General features: G+C 57.0%; 12 protein-coding genes. 8 read left to right on the top strand and 4 right to left on the bottom strand.

The annotated features are described in order from the left end of the window. The first annotated feature begins 73 nt into the window (after nt 1-73). From IPI71_00380 to IPI71_00350, 7 genes are all read left to right on the top strand, one after another. Nucleotides 74-1,531, top strand: a complete 1,458-nt coding sequence (locus IPI71_00380; GenBank protein QQR71028.1) for a hypothetical protein — start codon at nt 74-76, stop codon at nt 1,529-1,531. Further along, nucleotides 1,513-2,682: a glycosyltransferase family 4 protein gene (locus IPI71_00375; GenBank protein QQR71027.1), complete on the top strand. Its 1,170-nt coding sequence runs from the start codon at nt 1,513-1,515 to the stop codon at nt 2,680-2,682. The genes IPI71_00380 and IPI71_00375 overlap by 19 nt, the downstream gene beginning before the upstream one ends. Continuing rightward, nucleotides 2,679-4,619 carry a 1,4-alpha-glucan branching protein GlgB gene (gene glgB, locus IPI71_00370; GenBank protein ID QQR71026.1) on the top strand — a complete coding sequence of 647 codons (1,941 nt, stop codon included), beginning with the start codon at nt 2,679-2,681 and terminating at the stop codon, nt 4,617-4,619. Before IPI71_00375 ends, glgB begins: the two co-directional genes overlap by 4 nt. Before the next feature lies 1 nt (nt 4,620). Continuing rightward, nucleotides 4,621-6,990 carry a DUF3536 domain-containing protein gene (locus IPI71_00365; protein ID QQR71025.1) on the top strand — a complete coding sequence of 790 codons (2,370 nt, stop codon included), beginning with the start codon at nt 4,621-4,623 and terminating at the stop codon, nt 6,988-6,990. After that, nucleotides 6,947-8,491: a 4-alpha-glucanotransferase gene (malQ, locus tag IPI71_00360; protein QQR72026.1), complete on the top strand. Its 1,545-nt coding sequence runs from the start codon at nt 6,947-6,949 to the stop codon at nt 8,489-8,491. The genes IPI71_00365 and malQ overlap by 44 nt, the downstream gene beginning before the upstream one ends. Nucleotides 8,492-8,688: 197 nt before the next feature. Next, nucleotides 8,689-10,857, top strand: a complete 2,169-nt coding sequence (gene glgP, locus IPI71_00355) for an alpha-glucan family phosphorylase (GenBank protein QQR71885.1) — start codon at nt 8,689-8,691, stop codon at nt 10,855-10,857. A gap of 302 nt (nt 10,858-11,159) precedes the next feature. Continuing rightward, a complete protein-coding gene (locus tag IPI71_00350; GenBank protein QQR71024.1) occupies nt 11,160-13,151 on the top strand; it encodes a cation:proton antiporter in 1,992 nt (663 codons plus the stop codon). A gap of 385 nt (nt 13,152-13,536) precedes the next feature. Here the strand turns inward: IPI71_00350 and IPI71_00345 are convergent, their stop codons facing one another. From IPI71_00345 to IPI71_00330, 4 genes are all read right to left on the bottom strand, one after another. Continuing rightward, a complete protein-coding gene (locus tag IPI71_00345) occupies nt 13,537-13,677 on the bottom strand; it encodes a hypothetical protein (protein ID QQR71023.1) in 141 nt (46 codons plus the stop codon). A 10-nt stretch (nt 13,678-13,687) separates the two neighbouring features. Beyond that, the gene (locus IPI71_00340; GenBank protein ID QQR71022.1) at nt 13,688-14,164 is read right to left on the bottom strand and encodes a hypothetical protein; all 477 of its coding nucleotides are present in this window, start codon (nt 14,162-14,164) and stop codon (nt 13,688-13,690) included. Next, complete coding sequence (locus IPI71_00335; GenBank protein QQR71021.1) at nt 14,152-14,439, bottom strand: hypothetical protein; 288 nt, start codon at nt 14,437-14,439, stop codon at nt 14,152-14,154. The genes IPI71_00340 and IPI71_00335 overlap by 13 nt, the downstream gene beginning before the upstream one ends. Nucleotides 14,440-15,003: 564 nt before the next feature. Continuing rightward, nucleotides 15,004-16,050, bottom strand: a complete 1,047-nt coding sequence (locus IPI71_00330) for a TIGR00341 family protein (protein ID QQR71020.1) — start codon at nt 16,048-16,050, stop codon at nt 15,004-15,006. 279 nt (nt 16,051-16,329) lie between these two features. Between IPI71_00330 and IPI71_00325 the strand changes: the two genes are divergently transcribed. Continuing rightward, nucleotides 16,330-16,710 (top strand): hypothetical protein, encoded by a 381-nt coding sequence (locus IPI71_00325; protein ID QQR71019.1) that lies wholly within the window; start codon nt 16,330-16,332, stop codon nt 16,708-16,710. Nucleotides 16,711-16,897 lie beyond the last annotated feature (187 nt).

Here is a 16,897-nt window from a genome sequence, read left to right as displayed (position 1 = left end):
GGACGGATTCGCCCCCAAGTTTTTACCCAATCACTATAAATTAAATACTCCTGATTTGTATTCATCACATGCGATGAATGAACCGGGTTGCCGCCGGCTCTGCCTGGAACTGAGTATTCACTACCCGTACTTCGTCGAGACCAGGGCCCAAAGAGAAGACGTTTTCCGGGAAGAAGATATTATCTTCTCCCGATCGCAGAAGGCTGACTTCGGGAAGTACCTGTCCAGGGCAGTACTCCCGGCCATGGACTGTATATTCAGCTGGCTCGACTCCGGCGAATCAGTATCTCTTGGCGTATCAGGGACCGTGATCGAGCAACTCATAACCGAGGAGACCGACCGGGCAGCTGTCCTGCTTGACACCCTGCAGCACCCATCTGTCGAGAGCATCGGACAGACGTACTACCGGAGCGTTGCCGGGCTGTTTCCCGACCCCGGCGAGTTCATTTTCCAGGTCAGCCGTCACGCAGATCTGATCGAAGATCTGTCCGGCAGGAGACCTGGGGTTTTCGAGGCAAACGAGTTCGTGTTCAATTCAGCCCTCATAGATCCGATCCGAGACCTCGGGTTCCTGGCCTTCTATACAGAGGGGTCCGATCACCTCCTCTCAACAATGAACCCTAATTATGTCTATTCCTGCCATAACTTTCCCGTCCTCTTAAGGAACTGCCGCCTCTCCGAGGATATCGCCCAGCGGTTCCATGATCACACCTGGGACCGCTTTCCGCTTACCGCGGAAACGTACGCCCGCTGGGTTGCAGAGACCCCTGGTGACTGCATCCACATCCGCCTTGATGCCGGTGTCTTTTCGACGACCGGTGATACGGCCCGGTCCTTTGAGGAATTCATCTGCCGGCTGCCGCAAGCCCTGCACTCCCATGGAGTCGCTACCGTCCTCCCGTCATCGGTCATCGGGGACCCCCCCCGGAAGGTTCTGCACCTCGAGGAGCTCGGCATGTGCGCTCCCGGCACTGTCACTGCACTGACCGGGATCCATAATATGCACCAGCAATCGGCATTCTGGTGCCTCGAAGATGCCCGTGATCTGATCATCGACAGGGAGTCCTGGCGGCGGCTCCAGAGTATCGATCACTTCGCCCGCATGGCATTTGCCTCGGGGTCCTGCGGGAGGGGCGCGATGTGGTCCACCAGCCAGGAGGCATACGATTATTTCTCTGCGTACCTCCGGGCGCTTGCCAGCTGTGAAGAAGCCTGCCGGGATGAGACCCGGTCCCCGCCCGCGGCGCGGGCCCTCCAGTGCCAGCCGCCCGAAACAGCCTTCCATTTTCATTCCGGGTTCCGTTTTACCGGGTATTCGGCACACAGCCTTCAGGAATTCTCACGGTTCCTGGAGTTCATACCCGATGAAGTGTTCCAATACCACCAGGAGCGAATGGATTTCTCACGCTGGATCTCCGGGGTACTGGGAGACGACACGCTTGCCGGAAAAATTGCCCGGTGCACGCAGAGCAGCGAGGCGGCACACTTGGTCCAGGAGCGGATCCAGGAGCTATGGGACCTCTTAAGATAGCCCAGTTCTGCTGGGAATCCCTGCATGCCGTCCGCGAAGGGGGGCTCTCCCCTGCCGCCACCCACCTCGCCGAGGTACTTGGAACAGAACACGAGGTGCACTTCTTCACCAGGGGAGAGGGACCGGACCGGATCATCAGGAACGTGGCATACCATTTCTGCCAGCCCGAAGGCGACACCATCATCGATTACTGCCAGGACCTGAGCAGGAAGCTTCTCCAGAAATTCCACGATGCAGACACTCCCCCATTCGATATCATCCACTTTCACGACTGGCACTGCAGCGACGCCCTCGAGAGGCTCCAGGACCGGAGGACAGTGATGAGCTACCACTCCACCGAATATGGGAGGAACGGTGGCAATTTCGGGGATTGGCCCGAGTTTCAGGCTATTTCTGCCAGAGAATGGAGGTGCGGCCACCTGGCCCGGCACGTGGTCACGGTCTCGAGGCATACCGAGACCGAGATCATGTGGCTCTACGGCATTCCCGAGCGCAGGATTACCGTGATCCCAAACGGGATCTATCCTGAACACTACTACCTTCCGCTCGACCCCGGTTCGGTAAAGAAACGGTACGGCATCCATCCGCTCGCACCTCTGGTGCTATTTATCGGGCGGCTGGTATACCAGAAAGGCCCCGACCTCCTGGTAGATGCCATCCCCCAGGTCCTGCAACGCCGCTGGGACGTCCAGTTTATCATTGCCGGTAAAGGGGATATGAAGCGTGATCTTGAGGAGCGATGCCGGGCGCTCCCTGTCCAGTTCACAGGCTATATTCCCGATGAGGAATACCTCCAGCTCCTGAATGCCTGCGACCTGGTCGTCATCCCCAGCCGGAATGAGCCCTTCGGGCTGGTGCTCACCGAGGCATGGAGCGCCGAGAAATGTGCCGTGGCAACCGATGTCGGGGGCCTTGCCGAGAACATCGAGGACTTTGTAGATGGCATCAAAGTCCCGGTCAGGGCAGATTCGCTTGCCTGGGGTATCAGCTACATCATCGAGGACCCGGTCAGGATACGGGCCATGGGTGTTGCAGGGAAACGGAAAGTCCTTTCCCGGTTCAACTGGGCCAGGATCGGCAGGATGATGGACAAGGTCTACACACGGGTGATCAGTGGCACGGATGACGGCCCCCGGGGGAGCGGAAGATGAGCAGGGAGATGGCGATACCCGTGCAGGGTGAGGACTCCCCTTTCCTTTCAGACTTTGACATTTATCTCTTCAGGCAGGGGAAGCATTATCGTCTCTACCGGAAGATGGGCAGCCACCCGCTCACGGTTGAAAAGGAGCGCGGGACAAGGTTCTCCGTATGGAGCCCGAACGCCCGCCAGGTCAGCGTTATCGGTGATTTCAATGGGTGGGATCCCTCGTGCGACCACCTGCAGGCACGGTGGGACGAATCCGGCATCTGGGAAGGATTTGTCGGCGGGGCATACGAGGGGATGCGGTACAAGTACCACATCGTATCCCACTACAACGGGCATGCGGCAGACCGGGGCGACCCGTTTGCCTTTTCCTGGGAAGTGCCGCCGGCGACCGCGTCCATCATCGCCCAGCCGCGCTTCGAGTGGCAAGACGAGGCCTGGATGGCACAGCGAAAAGCCGCGGGAGACCTCGCCGCCCCCATCTCGATTTACGAAATGCACCTCGGGTCGTGGCGGCTGGTCCCAACCGACGGCGGGAGAATGCCCACTTACCGTGAACTGGCCCCCATGCTGGCCGGGTATCTCTCCGAGATGGGGTTCTCCCACGTGGAGTTCCTCCCGGTCATGGAGCACCCGTTCTACGGATCATGGGGCTACCAGACCACCGGATACTTTGCCCCAACCAGCAGGTATGGCAGTCCCGGTGATTTCATGTACCTCATCGATTACCTCCACCGCCACGGGATTGGAGTCATTCTCGACTGGGTCCCCTCCCACTTCCCTGCCGACCAGCACGGCCTCGGGTTTTTCGATGGGACACACCTCTATGAGCATGCCTCGGCCGAGCGGGGTTTCCATCCTGAATGGAAGAGCCTCATCTTCAATTACGGGCGGTATGAGGTACAATCGTTCCTGATCAGCAGTGCCCTCTTCTGGCTGGACATGTACCATGTCGACGGCCTGCGGGTGGACGGGGTTGCCTCCATGCTCTACCTCGATTATGCCCGGAAAGACGGGGAGTGGACTCCCAACAGGTATGGGGGAAAAGAGAACCTCGAAGCTCTCTCGTTTCTCCAGAACCTCAATGAAGCGGTGTACGGCCACTACCCGGACGTTCAAACCATCGCTGAGGAATCGACCGCCTGGCCGATGGTCACAAGACCCGTCTACTCAGGGGGAATCGGGTTTGGGCTGAAATGGAACATGGGGTGGATGCACGATACCCTCCAGTTCTTCTCCCGCGATGCCGTGCACAGGTCGTACCATATCCCTGAGCTAACCTTTTCACTCTGCTATGCCTATTCCGAGAACTTCGTGCTCTGCCTCTCCCATGACGAGGTGGTCCATGGAAAAGGCTCGCTCTATGCCAGGATGCCGGGGGACGACTGGCAGAAGATGGCCAACCTGAGACTGCTCTTCGGCTACATGTTTGCCCATCCCGGGAAGAAACTGGTCTTCATGGGAGGCGAACTCGGGCAGCAGTCGGAATGGGACCATGAGTCTGCCCTCCCGTGGCACCTCCTCGATATACCGGCCCACCGGGGGATCCGTTACTGGATCAGGGACTTAAACAGGGTGTATCGGGAAGAAGCCGCGCTCCACGTATCCGATTTTTTCCCGGGGGGTTTCGAATGGATCGATTACGGGGACTCTCACAACGTTGCACTAAGCTTTATCAGGCGCGATCCGGGGTCCGGTACCACATTGCTTGCGATCTGCAACTTCACACCGGTCCCCAGGAACGACTATCGGATTGGCCTGCCAACAGAGGGGGTGTGGACAGAGATCCTCAACAGCGACTCAGAATATTACTGCGGATCGGGGATGGGCAACTTTGGATCGGTCTCAACGGTCCCGGTCCCGTTCCACGGCCGGCCCTTCTCTGCGGAATTTACCCTCCCTCCGCTCGCCTTCCTTCTCCTGAAACACAGGGGGGACGAATGATATGGGAAAAAAGATCTGTATCCATGGACACTTCTACCAGCCACCCCGCGAAAATCCCTGGACAGGGGTTATAGGGCGGGAGCGTTCCGCAGCACCCTGGCATGACTGGAACGAACGAATCACCGATGAATGCTACCTTCCCAATACCGCAGCCCGGATCCTCGACGGAGAAGGCCTCATCCGGGTGGTATCCAACAACTACTCCCGGATAAGTTACGATTTTGGCCCGACCCTGCTCCGCTGGCTCGAACATGCACGACCGGCGGTATACGAAGATATCCTCCGCGCCGATGCCCGGTCACGGGGCCGGTTTTCTGGCCATGGCAGTGCCCTTGCCCATCCCTTTCACCATGTCATCCTGCCCCTGCTCTCCTGTGCTGACAAGGAGACCGAGATCCGGTGGGGGATCCGGGACTTCGAAGACCGGTTCGGGAGGTTCCCGGAAGGCATGTGGCTCCCCGAGATGGCGGTAGACATAGAGACGCTCTCAGTAATCGCAGACCATGGCATCCTGTTCACAGTCCTCTCCCCCCACCAGGGGCGTAGGGTCGGGGGGCAGTCTCCAGGCGATACCGGCATCGACCCTGCCACTCCTTACCTCTGCCACCTGCCGGATCAGGCCAAGATAACGGTATTCTTCCACAATGCTACCCTGAGCTCCCAGGTGGCATTCGGTGACCTGCTCGAGAACGGTGACAGGTTCTACGAGTCACTCCTCTCCGCGTCCCCGGGAGGAGGGCTTGTCCATATCGCAACCGATGGAGAGACCTACGGCCATCACCGCCCCTACGGCGATATGGCTCTCGCGTGGTGTCTTGATCGTATCGAGTCCGCTTCCCCCAGCACCCTGACCGTCTATGGCGAGTACCTGGCGGGACACCCCCCCGACCAGGAGGTCGAAATTGTCGAGCGCACGTCATGGAGCTGCCCCCATGGGATTGACCGGTGGTGGAGGGGGTGCCCCTGCGCGTCAGGGAGGGATGCCGGGTGGGACCATGGATGGAGGGGGCCGCTTTTCGATGCCATCAACGAACTCTCTCTCCGCCTCGCAGAAATTTTCTCCCGGGAGGCAGGGGTATTCTTCCGTGACCCCGGGGAGGCGAGAAACGAGTGCATCGATCTGTTAAGAAACCCTTCGGCCGAGTCCGTCCGCAGATTTTTCAACAGCCACCTAAAGGAGTCTCTTTCGCCTGAAGAACAGGATAAAGCGCTCGCGCTGCTTGAAATGGCCAGGCAGAACCTGTCCATGAAGACCAGCTGTGCCTGGTTCTTTGACGACATCGCTGATCGTGAAGCGATCCAGGTCCTATGCTCTGCTGCACGTGCTATCCAGATCGCCCGTGAACAGACCGGAGTCGATCTTGAAGGTGCTTTCAGGGAGCGTCTCTCCGCGATAGCCGGGAACCGCCCGCAATTTCCGGATGGGGGGGCAGTCTACCGCGATTGTGTCCTTCCCCGGGTACTCTTCCCTGAAGGCCAGGCGGCCTGTATTGCGCTGATGGAAGCTACGGGGAAGACTGCACACGTGATCCATGCAGACGGTTATTCCGGAGAATATCTCTCCTGCGGGGAGCTCTTACCCACGCACGACCTCTCGCTCCTGGGAAGGCCGATCAGGTACTGTTTCATGAGCTCGGGCACTGACAGTGCCCTGCTCGGCCTTGATCCTGCAGGAACCCCTCCCGGAGACCACTCCGGGGAACTCCTCGGGGTCCTCCTGAAGAAAGGATATTCTGCTGCGGCAGAACGGCTGATGACTCTTTTCTCCCGGGGTATCTCCATCGAAGAATTCCCCCCTGCCGGCCGGCGGCTCGTTGCCCGCTCCCACCTCTCCAGGGCCGGCAAGGCCTTTGAGAAAGCAGCGGGAGTTCTCCTTGAGAAGCACCTTTCCCTGGAAGACCCGGAACCAGACCCGCGGTTTTACCCTCCCTGGATAGTGCGCCTGGAACGGTACGTGCTTGCCTGCCGGCTGGAAGAGACTCTCTCACTGCCAGGAGCGAGCATGGATGACCTGCGATGCCTTGCTGAAGCATTCTCAGACCAGGGGATCACCGCTACTCAGGGGATGCAACCATCCACGAACTCCCTCATCACCCGGCTCATGGAAGACTGGGTTTGCCACCCCGGAGACCGGCAACGGATGGAGCAGGTGGCCGAAGCCCTTGCACTGATCCGGACCATTGGCGCACCGTATCCTGCATGGCATCTCCAGGACCTCTTTATTTCAGTCCGCGATGGTCCTGCTCTTAAATGGGAGACCGGCGCCCGTGCAGGGGCAGAGGAAGCAGTTGCATGGTGGGGATCATTCCAGGCACTCGGCAGGGCACTTGGCGTCTGCGTTCCGGGAGGGGCCGGCCATCCACAGCCCTGAGCCCTGCTGCAGGTATTCGCAGAGAGCATCGGGGCTCCTCCTGCACATCACATCGCTTCGCTCCCGCTTCGGCACAGGGGACCTTGGTCCAGCGGCAAACCGGTTTGTCACTTCACTTTCCCAGGCAGGCCAGACCTTCTGGCAGGTGCTGCCACTCCACCCCACCGACAGTGGGCACCGGCATTCGCCCTACCACGCAACATCCCTCTTTGCATTAAACCCTCTCCTGATTAGCCCGGAGCTCCTGGTAAAGGACGGGATCACCGGTGGAGATCATCCCGGCAGCTTCCCGCCCGCTGGTGTGGAAGGGGCGGGCCTCTTCCGGGAAGCTCCCCTGAAGGTGGAGTTACTCCGGGCTGCAGCACGGGAGAACCGTTGCGGCCGGGACGATTCCGGGTTCGGACGCTTCAGGGCAGAAAACCAGGAATGGCTCGATGACTACGCCCTCTTTTCAGCAATTGCGCGCAACAACGGTGTGGATTGGTCGGCATGGCCCCGGGGCATCCGGGACCGTGAACCGGCCGTGCTGGAGAGGGTCCAAAGAGAACTGGAGGAGGCTGTCCGGGAAGAGGAGTACATCCAGTACCTCGCCTTCACCCAGTGGGACAGCCTCCACGAACATGCCAGCATCCACGGCATCCGGATTATCGGGGACCTCCCCCTCTACCCGGCATACGAGAGCGCTGATGTCTGGTCTCACCGTGACCTCTTCTGGCTTGATAGCGAGGGGCGGCCCACTGCTGTTGCCGGAGTCCCGCCTGACTATTTCAGCAGTACCGGGCAGTGGTGGGGCAACCCGATCTACCGGTGGGAGGAGATCGAAAAACAGGGATTTTCGTGGTGGAAGGACCGCGTGGAGCACATGCTCCGGCTCTTTGACTGCCTCAGGGTCGATCATTTCCGGGGACTCCAGGCCTTCTGGAAAATTCCCGCCGGCGCAGCGACAGCCAGTGAAGGGTCCTGGGTCCGGGCACCCGGGCAGGCCCTCCTCTCCCACCTGGCTGCCCGGTTACCTTCCCTCCCGTTGATAGCCGAAGACCTTGGAACGATCACACCGGATGTCAGGGAACTTATGGCTATGTTCGGAATCCCGGGGATGCGGGTACTGCAGTTTGGGTTTGATGGAGATCCCGACAACCCGCATGCCCTCGGGGCCATCGGTGAAGATTCCGTGCTCTACACCGGGACCCATGACAACAACACGATGAGGGGGTGGTTCGAGGAAGAGGTGAGACCTGATCAACTGGAGCGAATCGCTGCGGCGCTGGGGAAAGTTCCCTCTTCCGCGGAGATTGCCCGGGAGATGATAACACTGGCCCTGGAATCCCCGGCATGGCTGGTGGTAATCCCGGTCCAGGATCTCCTCTGTCTTGGCAGCAAAGCACGGATGAACGTTCCTGGGACGACTGAAGGGAACTGGCAGTGGAGGCTGCGCCCCGGGGAACCCCGGGCAGATTACTGGGCATGGCTGCGGGAGAAAACCATACGTTCCGGGCGGTGACTACCGGTTATTTTCCGGTCACCCGGCGATAGTTGCACCAGGGACATACATTTTACCGGAGTGCCCGTGGAAGGGCGCACCGGTGCGCGAACACCTCTTGCCTGGTGAGTGGGGGGAAATGCACGGGTCCCACTTCCCGGAACGGAAAACATATACCTCTTTTAAGGCCGATACCGTAGTGAACAGATGTGCAGAATGTGCTGATACACCGGCAAGGGGGAGAGCCGATACCCGAGCGGGTATCCGGGCTCGCAGACCTTGCCTATAACCTCTGGTGGAGCTGGCATCCCGAGGCCCGCATCCTCTTCAAACAGATAAACAACCATGCATGGAGGGAGAGCATCCACAACCCGGTGAAGATGCTCCGCGACATCCCGGACTCCTTCCTGAACAAGGTCGCTTCAAACCCGGAATACCTGCGCCGCTACGACATCTCCATGGACCGTTTTAACCGTTACATGACGGCCCGCAATGGCTGGTTCTCCGAGAAATACCCGTCCTCCCGGTCACTCACCATCGCCTACTTCTCCGCGGAGTACGGACTGCACCACTCCCTCCCCCTCTATGCAGGGGGTCTTGGTTTTCTTGCAGGAGACCATCTCAAGGAGTGCAGTGACCTCGGAATTCCCATGGTAGCCGTGGGATTTATGTACTCCCAGGGCTACCTTCACCAGCGCATCCTCCCTGACGGGTGGCAGGACAATTTCTGGGAGAACCTCGATCGCGATGCTGCCCCGGTGTCACGGGTGATGACACCTTCCGGCAAGCAGCTGGTAATCGAGGTCCCCCATATCGCACCCTCGATATACGTTGCGGTCTGGCGGGTCGATGTCGGCAAGGTCCCCCTCTACCTGCTGGATACCGATATCCCGGAAAACAACCACTCCAACCGGGCCATCGCCTCGCGCCTCTATACCGGTGACAAGGAACAGCGCCTGGTCCAGGAGATCGTCCTTGGTATCGGCGGGCGAAAGGTCCTCAGCGAGATGGGAATCGGTTTTTCGGCCGTGCACCTCAACGAAGGGCACTCCACATTTGCCCTGCTCGAACGGATCAGGGAGTATGTCGAAGAAGAAGGCCTTTCTTTTTCTGAGGCGCTGTCCAGGGTCCGGGGGACCTCGGTCTTCACGACCCATACCCCGCTCGCCGCGGGCAACGATATCTTCCCGCATTCCCTCATTGACAAGTACTTTTCGGAGTTCTATCCCGTGCTGGATATCGACCGGGAGACGTTTCTCGAACTTGGCAGGAACCCTGGCGATCCGGCTGGAGGGTTCAATATGGCTGCCTGTGCCCTCAAGCTCACCGCGTTCCACAATGCAGTATCCCGGAGGCACGGCAGCGTATCCCGGCAGATGTGGCATCACCTGTGGCCGGACCTCCCCCTTGAGAAGGTCCCGATAGACACCATCACCAACGGTGTGCACATCCCGACCTGGCTGAACCCCAGGATGGAGAGGCTCCTTTCTACCGCGATCAGCCCCGTATCTCCACACTGGCAGTATGAACATGACGACCCGTCAATCTGGGAACTGGTCGACGAGATCCCTGACCAGAAACTCTGGTCGCTCCACCTCTGGCTCAAAGCCAAGCTCTTCAGCCGGATCAGGGAACGGAAACGGCGGCGCTGGGCTTCCCTCCTCAAGGAGCCCATCAACCTGGTTGCCGATGGCCTGATGCTGAACACATCGGTCCTCACCATCGGTTTTGCCCGCAGGTTTTCCGCGTACAAGAGGGCAGACCTGATCTTCCATGATATCGATCGCCTGAAACGGATCGTGACCAACCGGTGGCTGCCGGTCCAGATCGTCTTTGCCGGGAAAGCCCATCCGAATGATACAGAAGGAAAAGAGATCCTGCAGCGGATATACCGGCATGCGCTTGCCCCGGAGTTCGAAGGGAGGATCGCCTTCGTGGAAGATTACGGCGAACAGACCGCCCAGTACATGGTTCACGGTGTTGATGTCTGGCTCAACAATCCCCTGCCTCCAATGGAGGCCTGTGGGACAAGCGGTATGAAAGCCGCCCTTAACGGGGTGCTGAACTGCAGCATCCGTGACGGCTGGTGGCTCGAGGGCTACAACGGGAAGAATGGCTGGGCTTTTGGAGGGGAGGGAGGATCTCCTGTACGGGACGCACAGGATGCCGCAGAACTGTATTATATACTTGAGAAAGAGATCATCCCGCTCTACTACTCCACCTCCCTTGACGGGATCCCCCATGGATGGGTGCGGATGATGAAGGAATCGATCAAGAGCATCGCACCCCGGTTTTCATCCCGGCGCATGGTCAAGGAATATGTCGATCGGTACTACCCTTCCTTGCTCACGTGTGCCGAGACCGGGTTCAGCACGTGCCCTGTCTGACCGGCCGCCTGGTTGCATCCAATTGAACATACCCCATTTCCGTTTCTTTTCCTGCTGCACCCTGGTTTTTCCGCGTGTAGCACGGCAAAAGGAGAGCGGAGGGGGCTTAACGCAAAATCAGGGAGAGAAACCCGGTACATCACGGATCCGAAAACCTCCATGACCCGGTGATCCCCTGCATCATGGAGATTGGCGAGATCCCTGGGGTGTAATACCCATACCGGTCTACCAGAATACATTTTAGCCGAGGGGGTGAGGGTACTAAGTATATCCCCCCTGCGTCCCATCACCAGGAGCTGCGAATGATCACCGGGTACCTCCTCAACATCGTCATCATTTTCACCTTCGCGATCCTGATCATCACCCTCGGAAACAAGGTCAGGATACCAGGGATTGTCGGCTTCATCCTGACCGGGATCCTCATCGGCCCGTACGGCCTGGGATTGATCGAGGATACCCAGATAATCGATGTCCTGGCAGAGATCGGCATCGTCTTTCTCCTCTTCACCATCGGTATGCAGTTCTCCTTCCGGACCCTCTACGAAATGCGGAGGATAGTACTCATTGGCGGCAGTATCCAGGTTCTGGCCACCATCGCCGTCACGATGGCTATTTCCCAGTTCTTTGGTGTCCCGACCGCACAGGCCGTATTCTACGGGTTTCTCGTCTGCCACAGCAGTACCACCATCACCCTGAAGCTCTTCCAGGACCGGGGAGAGATCGAAACCCCCCATGCCCGCATGACGCTCGGGATATCCCTCTTCCAGGACATCATGAGCGTGCCGATGCTCATTGCACTCCCTGTCCTCGGCGGGCAGACAACCGACATCTCCGGTGCACTGGCTACCCTTGCAATCACCCTGATCATCCTCTTTGCAACCGTGCTTATCATCTCGGTGTATGTCATCCCCCGGTTCATGAACCGGATCACCAGCATCAGGAACCAGGAAGTGTTCCTCCTGAGCATCATCCTGATCTGTTTCGTGATCACCTACCTGGCCTCATACCTCGGCCTCTCCCTTGCGCTGGGGGCATTCCTTGCCGGCCTCACACTCTCCGAATCGGATTATTTCCACCAGGCCTTTGCAAGCATCATTCCTTTCCGCGATATTTTCACAAGTTTTTTCTTCATCTCAATCGGAATGCTCCTCAACATCTCCTACCTTGTGCTGACCCCGCTGCTCATCCTCACCCTTGTCATCGGGGTTACCGTGGTCAAATCAGTCATTGCGTCCGGTGCTGCGTTCGCTGTCAGGAGGTCGTTTCGCACCTCCATCCTTTCCGGCCTTGCACTGAGCAACATCGGTGAATTTGCCTTCGTTCTTCTGGTCCCCGGGATGCAGCAAGGGCTTTTTTCAACAGCAGGGGAGCAGATATTCCTCGCTGTCACCCTGCTGACGATGTCGATTGCCCCGCTCACGATAGCAGGTGGCCCGAAGACCGCGGATTTCTTCTGCCGCCTGCCATTCGGGAACCGGCTGAAAGCAAGTTGCGAGGATGAAGGCGTCCGCCCCCTCCCCTCTCTCAAAGATCACCTGGTCATTGTGGGTTACGGGCTCAACGGAAGGAACCTCGCGAAAGCAGCGAAAATCGGTGGTATTCCCTTCGTTGTCATCGACCTTAATCCCGAGACGGTGATGCGGGAACATAAGACCGGGGAGAACATCTTCTTTGGGGACGCAACGAACTCTGTAGTCCTCTCCCATGCGAATATTGAGCATGCCCGGATTCTTGTCATCGTCATCAATGATCCCCTCTCCTCGCGGGCCATCACCATCCAGGCCAGGAGAATGAACCCCGGCCTGTTCATCATTGTCCGCACCCGGTTCCTGGCCGAGGTCAAACGCCTGCGGGAGCTCGGGGCGGACGAGGTGATCCCCGAGGAATTCGAGACGTCGGTAGAGATCTTTACCCGGGTGCTGAAGAAATACCTCATCCCTGACCAGACCATAGACAGGTATGTCCATGACGTGCGGAAAGATACCTACGAGATGCTCCGAAACCCATCGCCCTCCCAGGCAACGCTTGGTGACCTCGGCATGAACCTCCCTGACCTGGCGCTCAGCACACTGCTCGTCGAGGAAGGATCGTTGGTCTCCGGAAAGACTCTCGGTGAACTTGACGTCCGAAAGGAGTATGGGGTCTCGGTTCTCGCCATCCGGAGAGGGAACGAAATGATCGAGAACCCGGCCGGAGACATCGATCTCAAGGCAGGTGACGAAGTAATCACCATCGGCGCCCCGGAAAAGATCGGACTTCTCTCGTCAATCTTTCTGTCCGGGGATGACCAGTAGGGTCCGAAGCGACAACCGAACACCTGACCGCCCGGATTGCTACCGCCAGACAGGGGACATGAGCGTAAACCTAACTTCGCCACTTTTCAGTACTTCCATCAAATTTAAACGACTTAACCCAATTCGCCAGAAGCAATTTACCAGTGATTTGGCGCCTCCAGGCTACCATATCTCTTGATAAAATCTCCAAGAATTGGGCGTATTTCTGGGGAGAAGTTGGAAATGATCTTGACAGGATACCCAAAAGAAGGGTATATGATCGTAAGTGTCAAATTCGTGAGATAATTTTTGAGGACTTTCAGATTTTTCACGACGGGATCTTTACAGAAAAGTTGTGTCAAACTCACCAGGACTTTGGTGAGGAAAACGATCAACACGCACCCGATCACCGCGTGTTTGGACCAGTGCCGGATCGGCCGGGCTCGGCTCCTTCTTTGAGGTCCCGGATGAACTTCTCTGCACGGTCACGATTCTTGTAGGCATTCAGGATGTTTTCGGGATCATCATCGATGGTTGATTCAAGCACGAAGAAACCTTCAAGACCGGTTACATAGGGGTTGGGGATATCGCCAATGATCTTCTGGAGATGACCACGGGCGATGATCCAACCCTCCAGGAGCGATATACTGGCCGAGATCTTTTCCGCGTTCAACCTTCTTTGTGAGAACCTTCCCCTTCTCCAGGTCTTTCTCAAGTTTCCTTGCTTTCTTCGTCAACTGGTCACAGGCCAGGTCGTCACAGAAAAATATGTACCGGACTTCTTCGCCATCCCGATATTTGACACATGAATAGACCCGGTTGCCAGAAACGAATGAAACCTGGCTTTCTTTCCTGGCATGGTAGATCGTTATCTCGTTCCGGTATGGTCCTTTCTTCTTTGCTTTCAGGGTCAAATAATGGAACTTCAGATCGCGGATCCTTCGTTTGTTATCCTGGGTATTCCCTCCACAGTCAAACACCAGAAGACTGCCTTCAGGAAGAACGCTCGAGCATAACCGGATCAGCATCTGCATATGCTTTTATCCTGAACATTTCCTTTCTGGATGGTCAGCATCGTCGGTATGTTATTGAGGCCGACACTGATCCCAAATGCGATCTGGAGTTTCCCTGGCTGATTGTCCCGGGAATACCCTAACTCCCCCAGCGGACATTTTGTCCCCTCAAAGTAACTCGAACTGAAGTCCACGAACTGGGTTGGATCCACGAGGCTCTGCTGGGAGATCCAGCGTTGAAACTGGTCAAGAACAATCGACTTTCTTTCTCCCAGTCGTTCCAGAGTCCGATACAAACTCCGGTCTGAAATTGTATCTTCAAACCCCAGTGTCTTGAGAAGTTCGTCGGGGGTAAAGTCCAGAATCTTATTGATCGATACCGATTGATTGAGTTTGTTGCTGATGAGAAGCTTTTACGGATGGTATGAATGACTTGCTTCGACCACCAACTCCGCCAAGAACTGATGCGAAAAAGTTGGTCTCCGAATCAATTTTATCGATTAATGCTATATTACCTAATGAGAAGGCTGTGTTTTTTTGCATGAAATTATATAAACACTACCTTCTCATCCTTCTTCTGGCGAAGTCAGGCGTAAATGCAGCGCCCGGTATTTTCGTGCACCAGGCCGTTGCGCCTGTGTTTTCAACCGTCATAATTCTGCAGGGAGGACCGCAATAAGAATCATCGGTCCCCCCCCTTGTTCGACCGGGTTAAAAGTATCCCTCACCGGGACGGGTGTTGGGGGGGTCCTCTACATCGCTTCCTTCGAACCACAGGGATTGTGGTGATCATGGAACGTGAAAACCATGTCCGGGGTTCATGCCTATGTGGATTGCCAGCGGAGAATGCCCATTTTATCTCAAGGGGAAACACCCTTCGGCGAAGGGTAGCGCTCTATCTCCTCGGGCCTGACCCGCAGTTCCAGTGTGACCGGGTAGCCTAAATTTTCCTCCATCCGCCCTGCCAGCCGTTCAATATCCGGTATATCTCCGCTTCCTGCGACTGCGACAGTGACTGCCGCCGGCCCCAATGCAAGCATATCCTCCGGGAGATATTGGAGGGATACTTCCCTGATATGATACGGTGTCCCCTGGAGCCATTCTTCAACGGAACTGCGTGCCAGGTAGAGATCCCGTTCATGTTCGAGGGTCCGGTACCCGTTGAACCCGAGCAGGAGTCCGACGATGATGACCGCCACCACGGCAATCTCGACCGCATGTTTCCGGCGCACGTTCTCCTCGCTGCTCACCCATCCCATGTTTATCCCCGAGAGATAGAGTACGGCTCCTCCCGCAAGGATGATGGCAAGGAAATTCGTGGTAAAGAGGAGGAGGGCCCCCCCGGCATCCAGCCACCGGGCTTTGGAGAGGGCGATGCCTGTAACGGAGAGCGGTGGAATGAGTGAGATGGCGATGGCCACCCCGGGCAGGGTGTCACCGATATCCTCTCTCGAAATGGCAAAAGCCCCGGCCGCACCTGATGCCAGCGCCACCAGGAGAGCAAGGAGATCCGGGGAGATGCGGGTGGTTATCTCGGTATTCGTCCCAAAGCCGATGATAACCGGTGAGATGAAGAGCGAGAGCAGCACGGCAAGTACGATGACATAGATGGTACTCGCGATCACGACCAGCACCGACTGGGTCATCCGGGTACTGCTTCCCATGACGATGGCCAGGGTGGTGGCCATGATGGGGGTCATCAGCGGGGCGATAATCATCGCTCCAATCACGGTTGCCGTGGAACCGGAGATGACCCCGTAGGTGGCGATAACCGTGGCCAGTGTTAAAAGGACGATATAGTTGGTCATCGAGCGAAGCCTCAACTCCCCTTCAAAGAACAGCTTCTTTTCCATCACCGGGAGGTATCCCGGATCGAACCGGTTCTTCTCTACCCATTCTGACAGCATACGGGCCAAGCTCCGGACATTCCATCTGTCCGGAGGTTCTCATAAAATTTGGTGATGGGTGAATCACCAGGCAGGGCAAGGCAGGAAAATACTCCTCCCGCAGAAATGGTTGGTGGATGATGAACCGGGAAGTTCAATCCTGGAACGTGACACCCGGACCAGGAGCCATTTATTTTCATGTAAGAACCGCATCTGCAGGACCGCGACCATGATTAATCGAACAGGGAGTATCTGATATATTCTTAAGGATGGAACATTGATCATAGCTATGTGAAAAAGATGGCTCCAACCTACCGCTCAATCGTATTCCTCTGCCTTGTATGTCTTATTTTTGGCATAGCATCTGCAGGATCACTTTGTAGCAGGGTAGAGAGCGGCAGTAGTATGACGCTCTCTGTAGGGTCCATCAGCACCCAGATGGGAGAGAGGTCCATTTTTGGTTCGGCCGATGCCGGAACGGAACTGTATAACAATGTCCTGGTGACCGAGTATGCACCGGGAATACCATCCCGGGGATCGGTCTCTGCTTTTATCAGGGGAAGGGTAGTGGAGGACGGAAAGATCCTGGAGTTTGACGATACGACCACCATTATCGGTAGTATTACCAGCTTCTCGAAGTCCATGATCTACAATTCGAAAACTACTTCCACGTTATTCTGAGTTTTTTTTATTTTTTAGGTTGAAAGCCTCAATCGTCCTACCGCATTGTGGTGGGACATCGAATGCAGGGTATGATATAATTCCCCATAACACTGGAGGTTTGAGAAATCCTCCATGAACTCCATGAATTTAGTTGGCACGTGTGACCCGTTTTCCCTGACGAGGCTTTTCCACTTCCCCCAAGTTC

The organism is Methanolinea sp. (genome assembly GCA_016699325.1).
Classification (GTDB): Archaea; Halobacteriota; Methanomicrobia; order Methanomicrobiales; family Methanospirillaceae; genus UBA9949.
The sequence above is the reverse complement of the archived record's forward strand: the minus strand, read 5'-3'. Positions and strand labels throughout refer to the sequence as shown.

What these genes read in the sequence shown, in the direction of transcription:
- IPI71_00380 (QQR71028.1), top strand. Translation starts at nt 74, where the DNA reads ATGAATGAACCGGGTTGCCGCCGGCTCTGCCTGGAACTGAGTATTCAC.
- IPI71_00375 (QQR71027.1), top strand. Translation starts at nt 1,513, where the DNA reads ATGGGACCTCTTAAGATAGCCCAGTTCTGCTGGGAATCCCTGCATGCC.
- glgB (QQR71026.1), top strand. Translation starts at nt 2,679, where the DNA reads ATGAGCAGGGAGATGGCGATACCCGTGCAGGGTGAGGACTCCCCTTTC.
- IPI71_00365 (QQR71025.1), top strand. Translation starts at nt 4,621, where the DNA reads ATGGGAAAAAAGATCTGTATCCATGGACACTTCTACCAGCCACCCCGC.
- IPI71_00350 (QQR71024.1), top strand. Translation starts at nt 11,160, where the DNA reads ATGATCACCGGGTACCTCCTCAACATCGTCATCATTTTCACCTTCGCG.
- IPI71_00340 (QQR71022.1), bottom strand. Translation starts at nt 14,164, where the DNA reads ATGCAGATGCTGATCCGGTTATGCTCGAGCGTTCTTCCTGAAGGCAGT.
- IPI71_00330 (QQR71020.1), bottom strand. Translation starts at nt 16,050, where the DNA reads ATGCTGTCAGAATGGGTAGAGAAGAACCGGTTCGATCCGGGATACCTC.
- IPI71_00325 (QQR71019.1), top strand. Translation starts at nt 16,330, where the DNA reads ATGGCTCCAACCTACCGCTCAATCGTATTCCTCTGCCTTGTATGTCTT.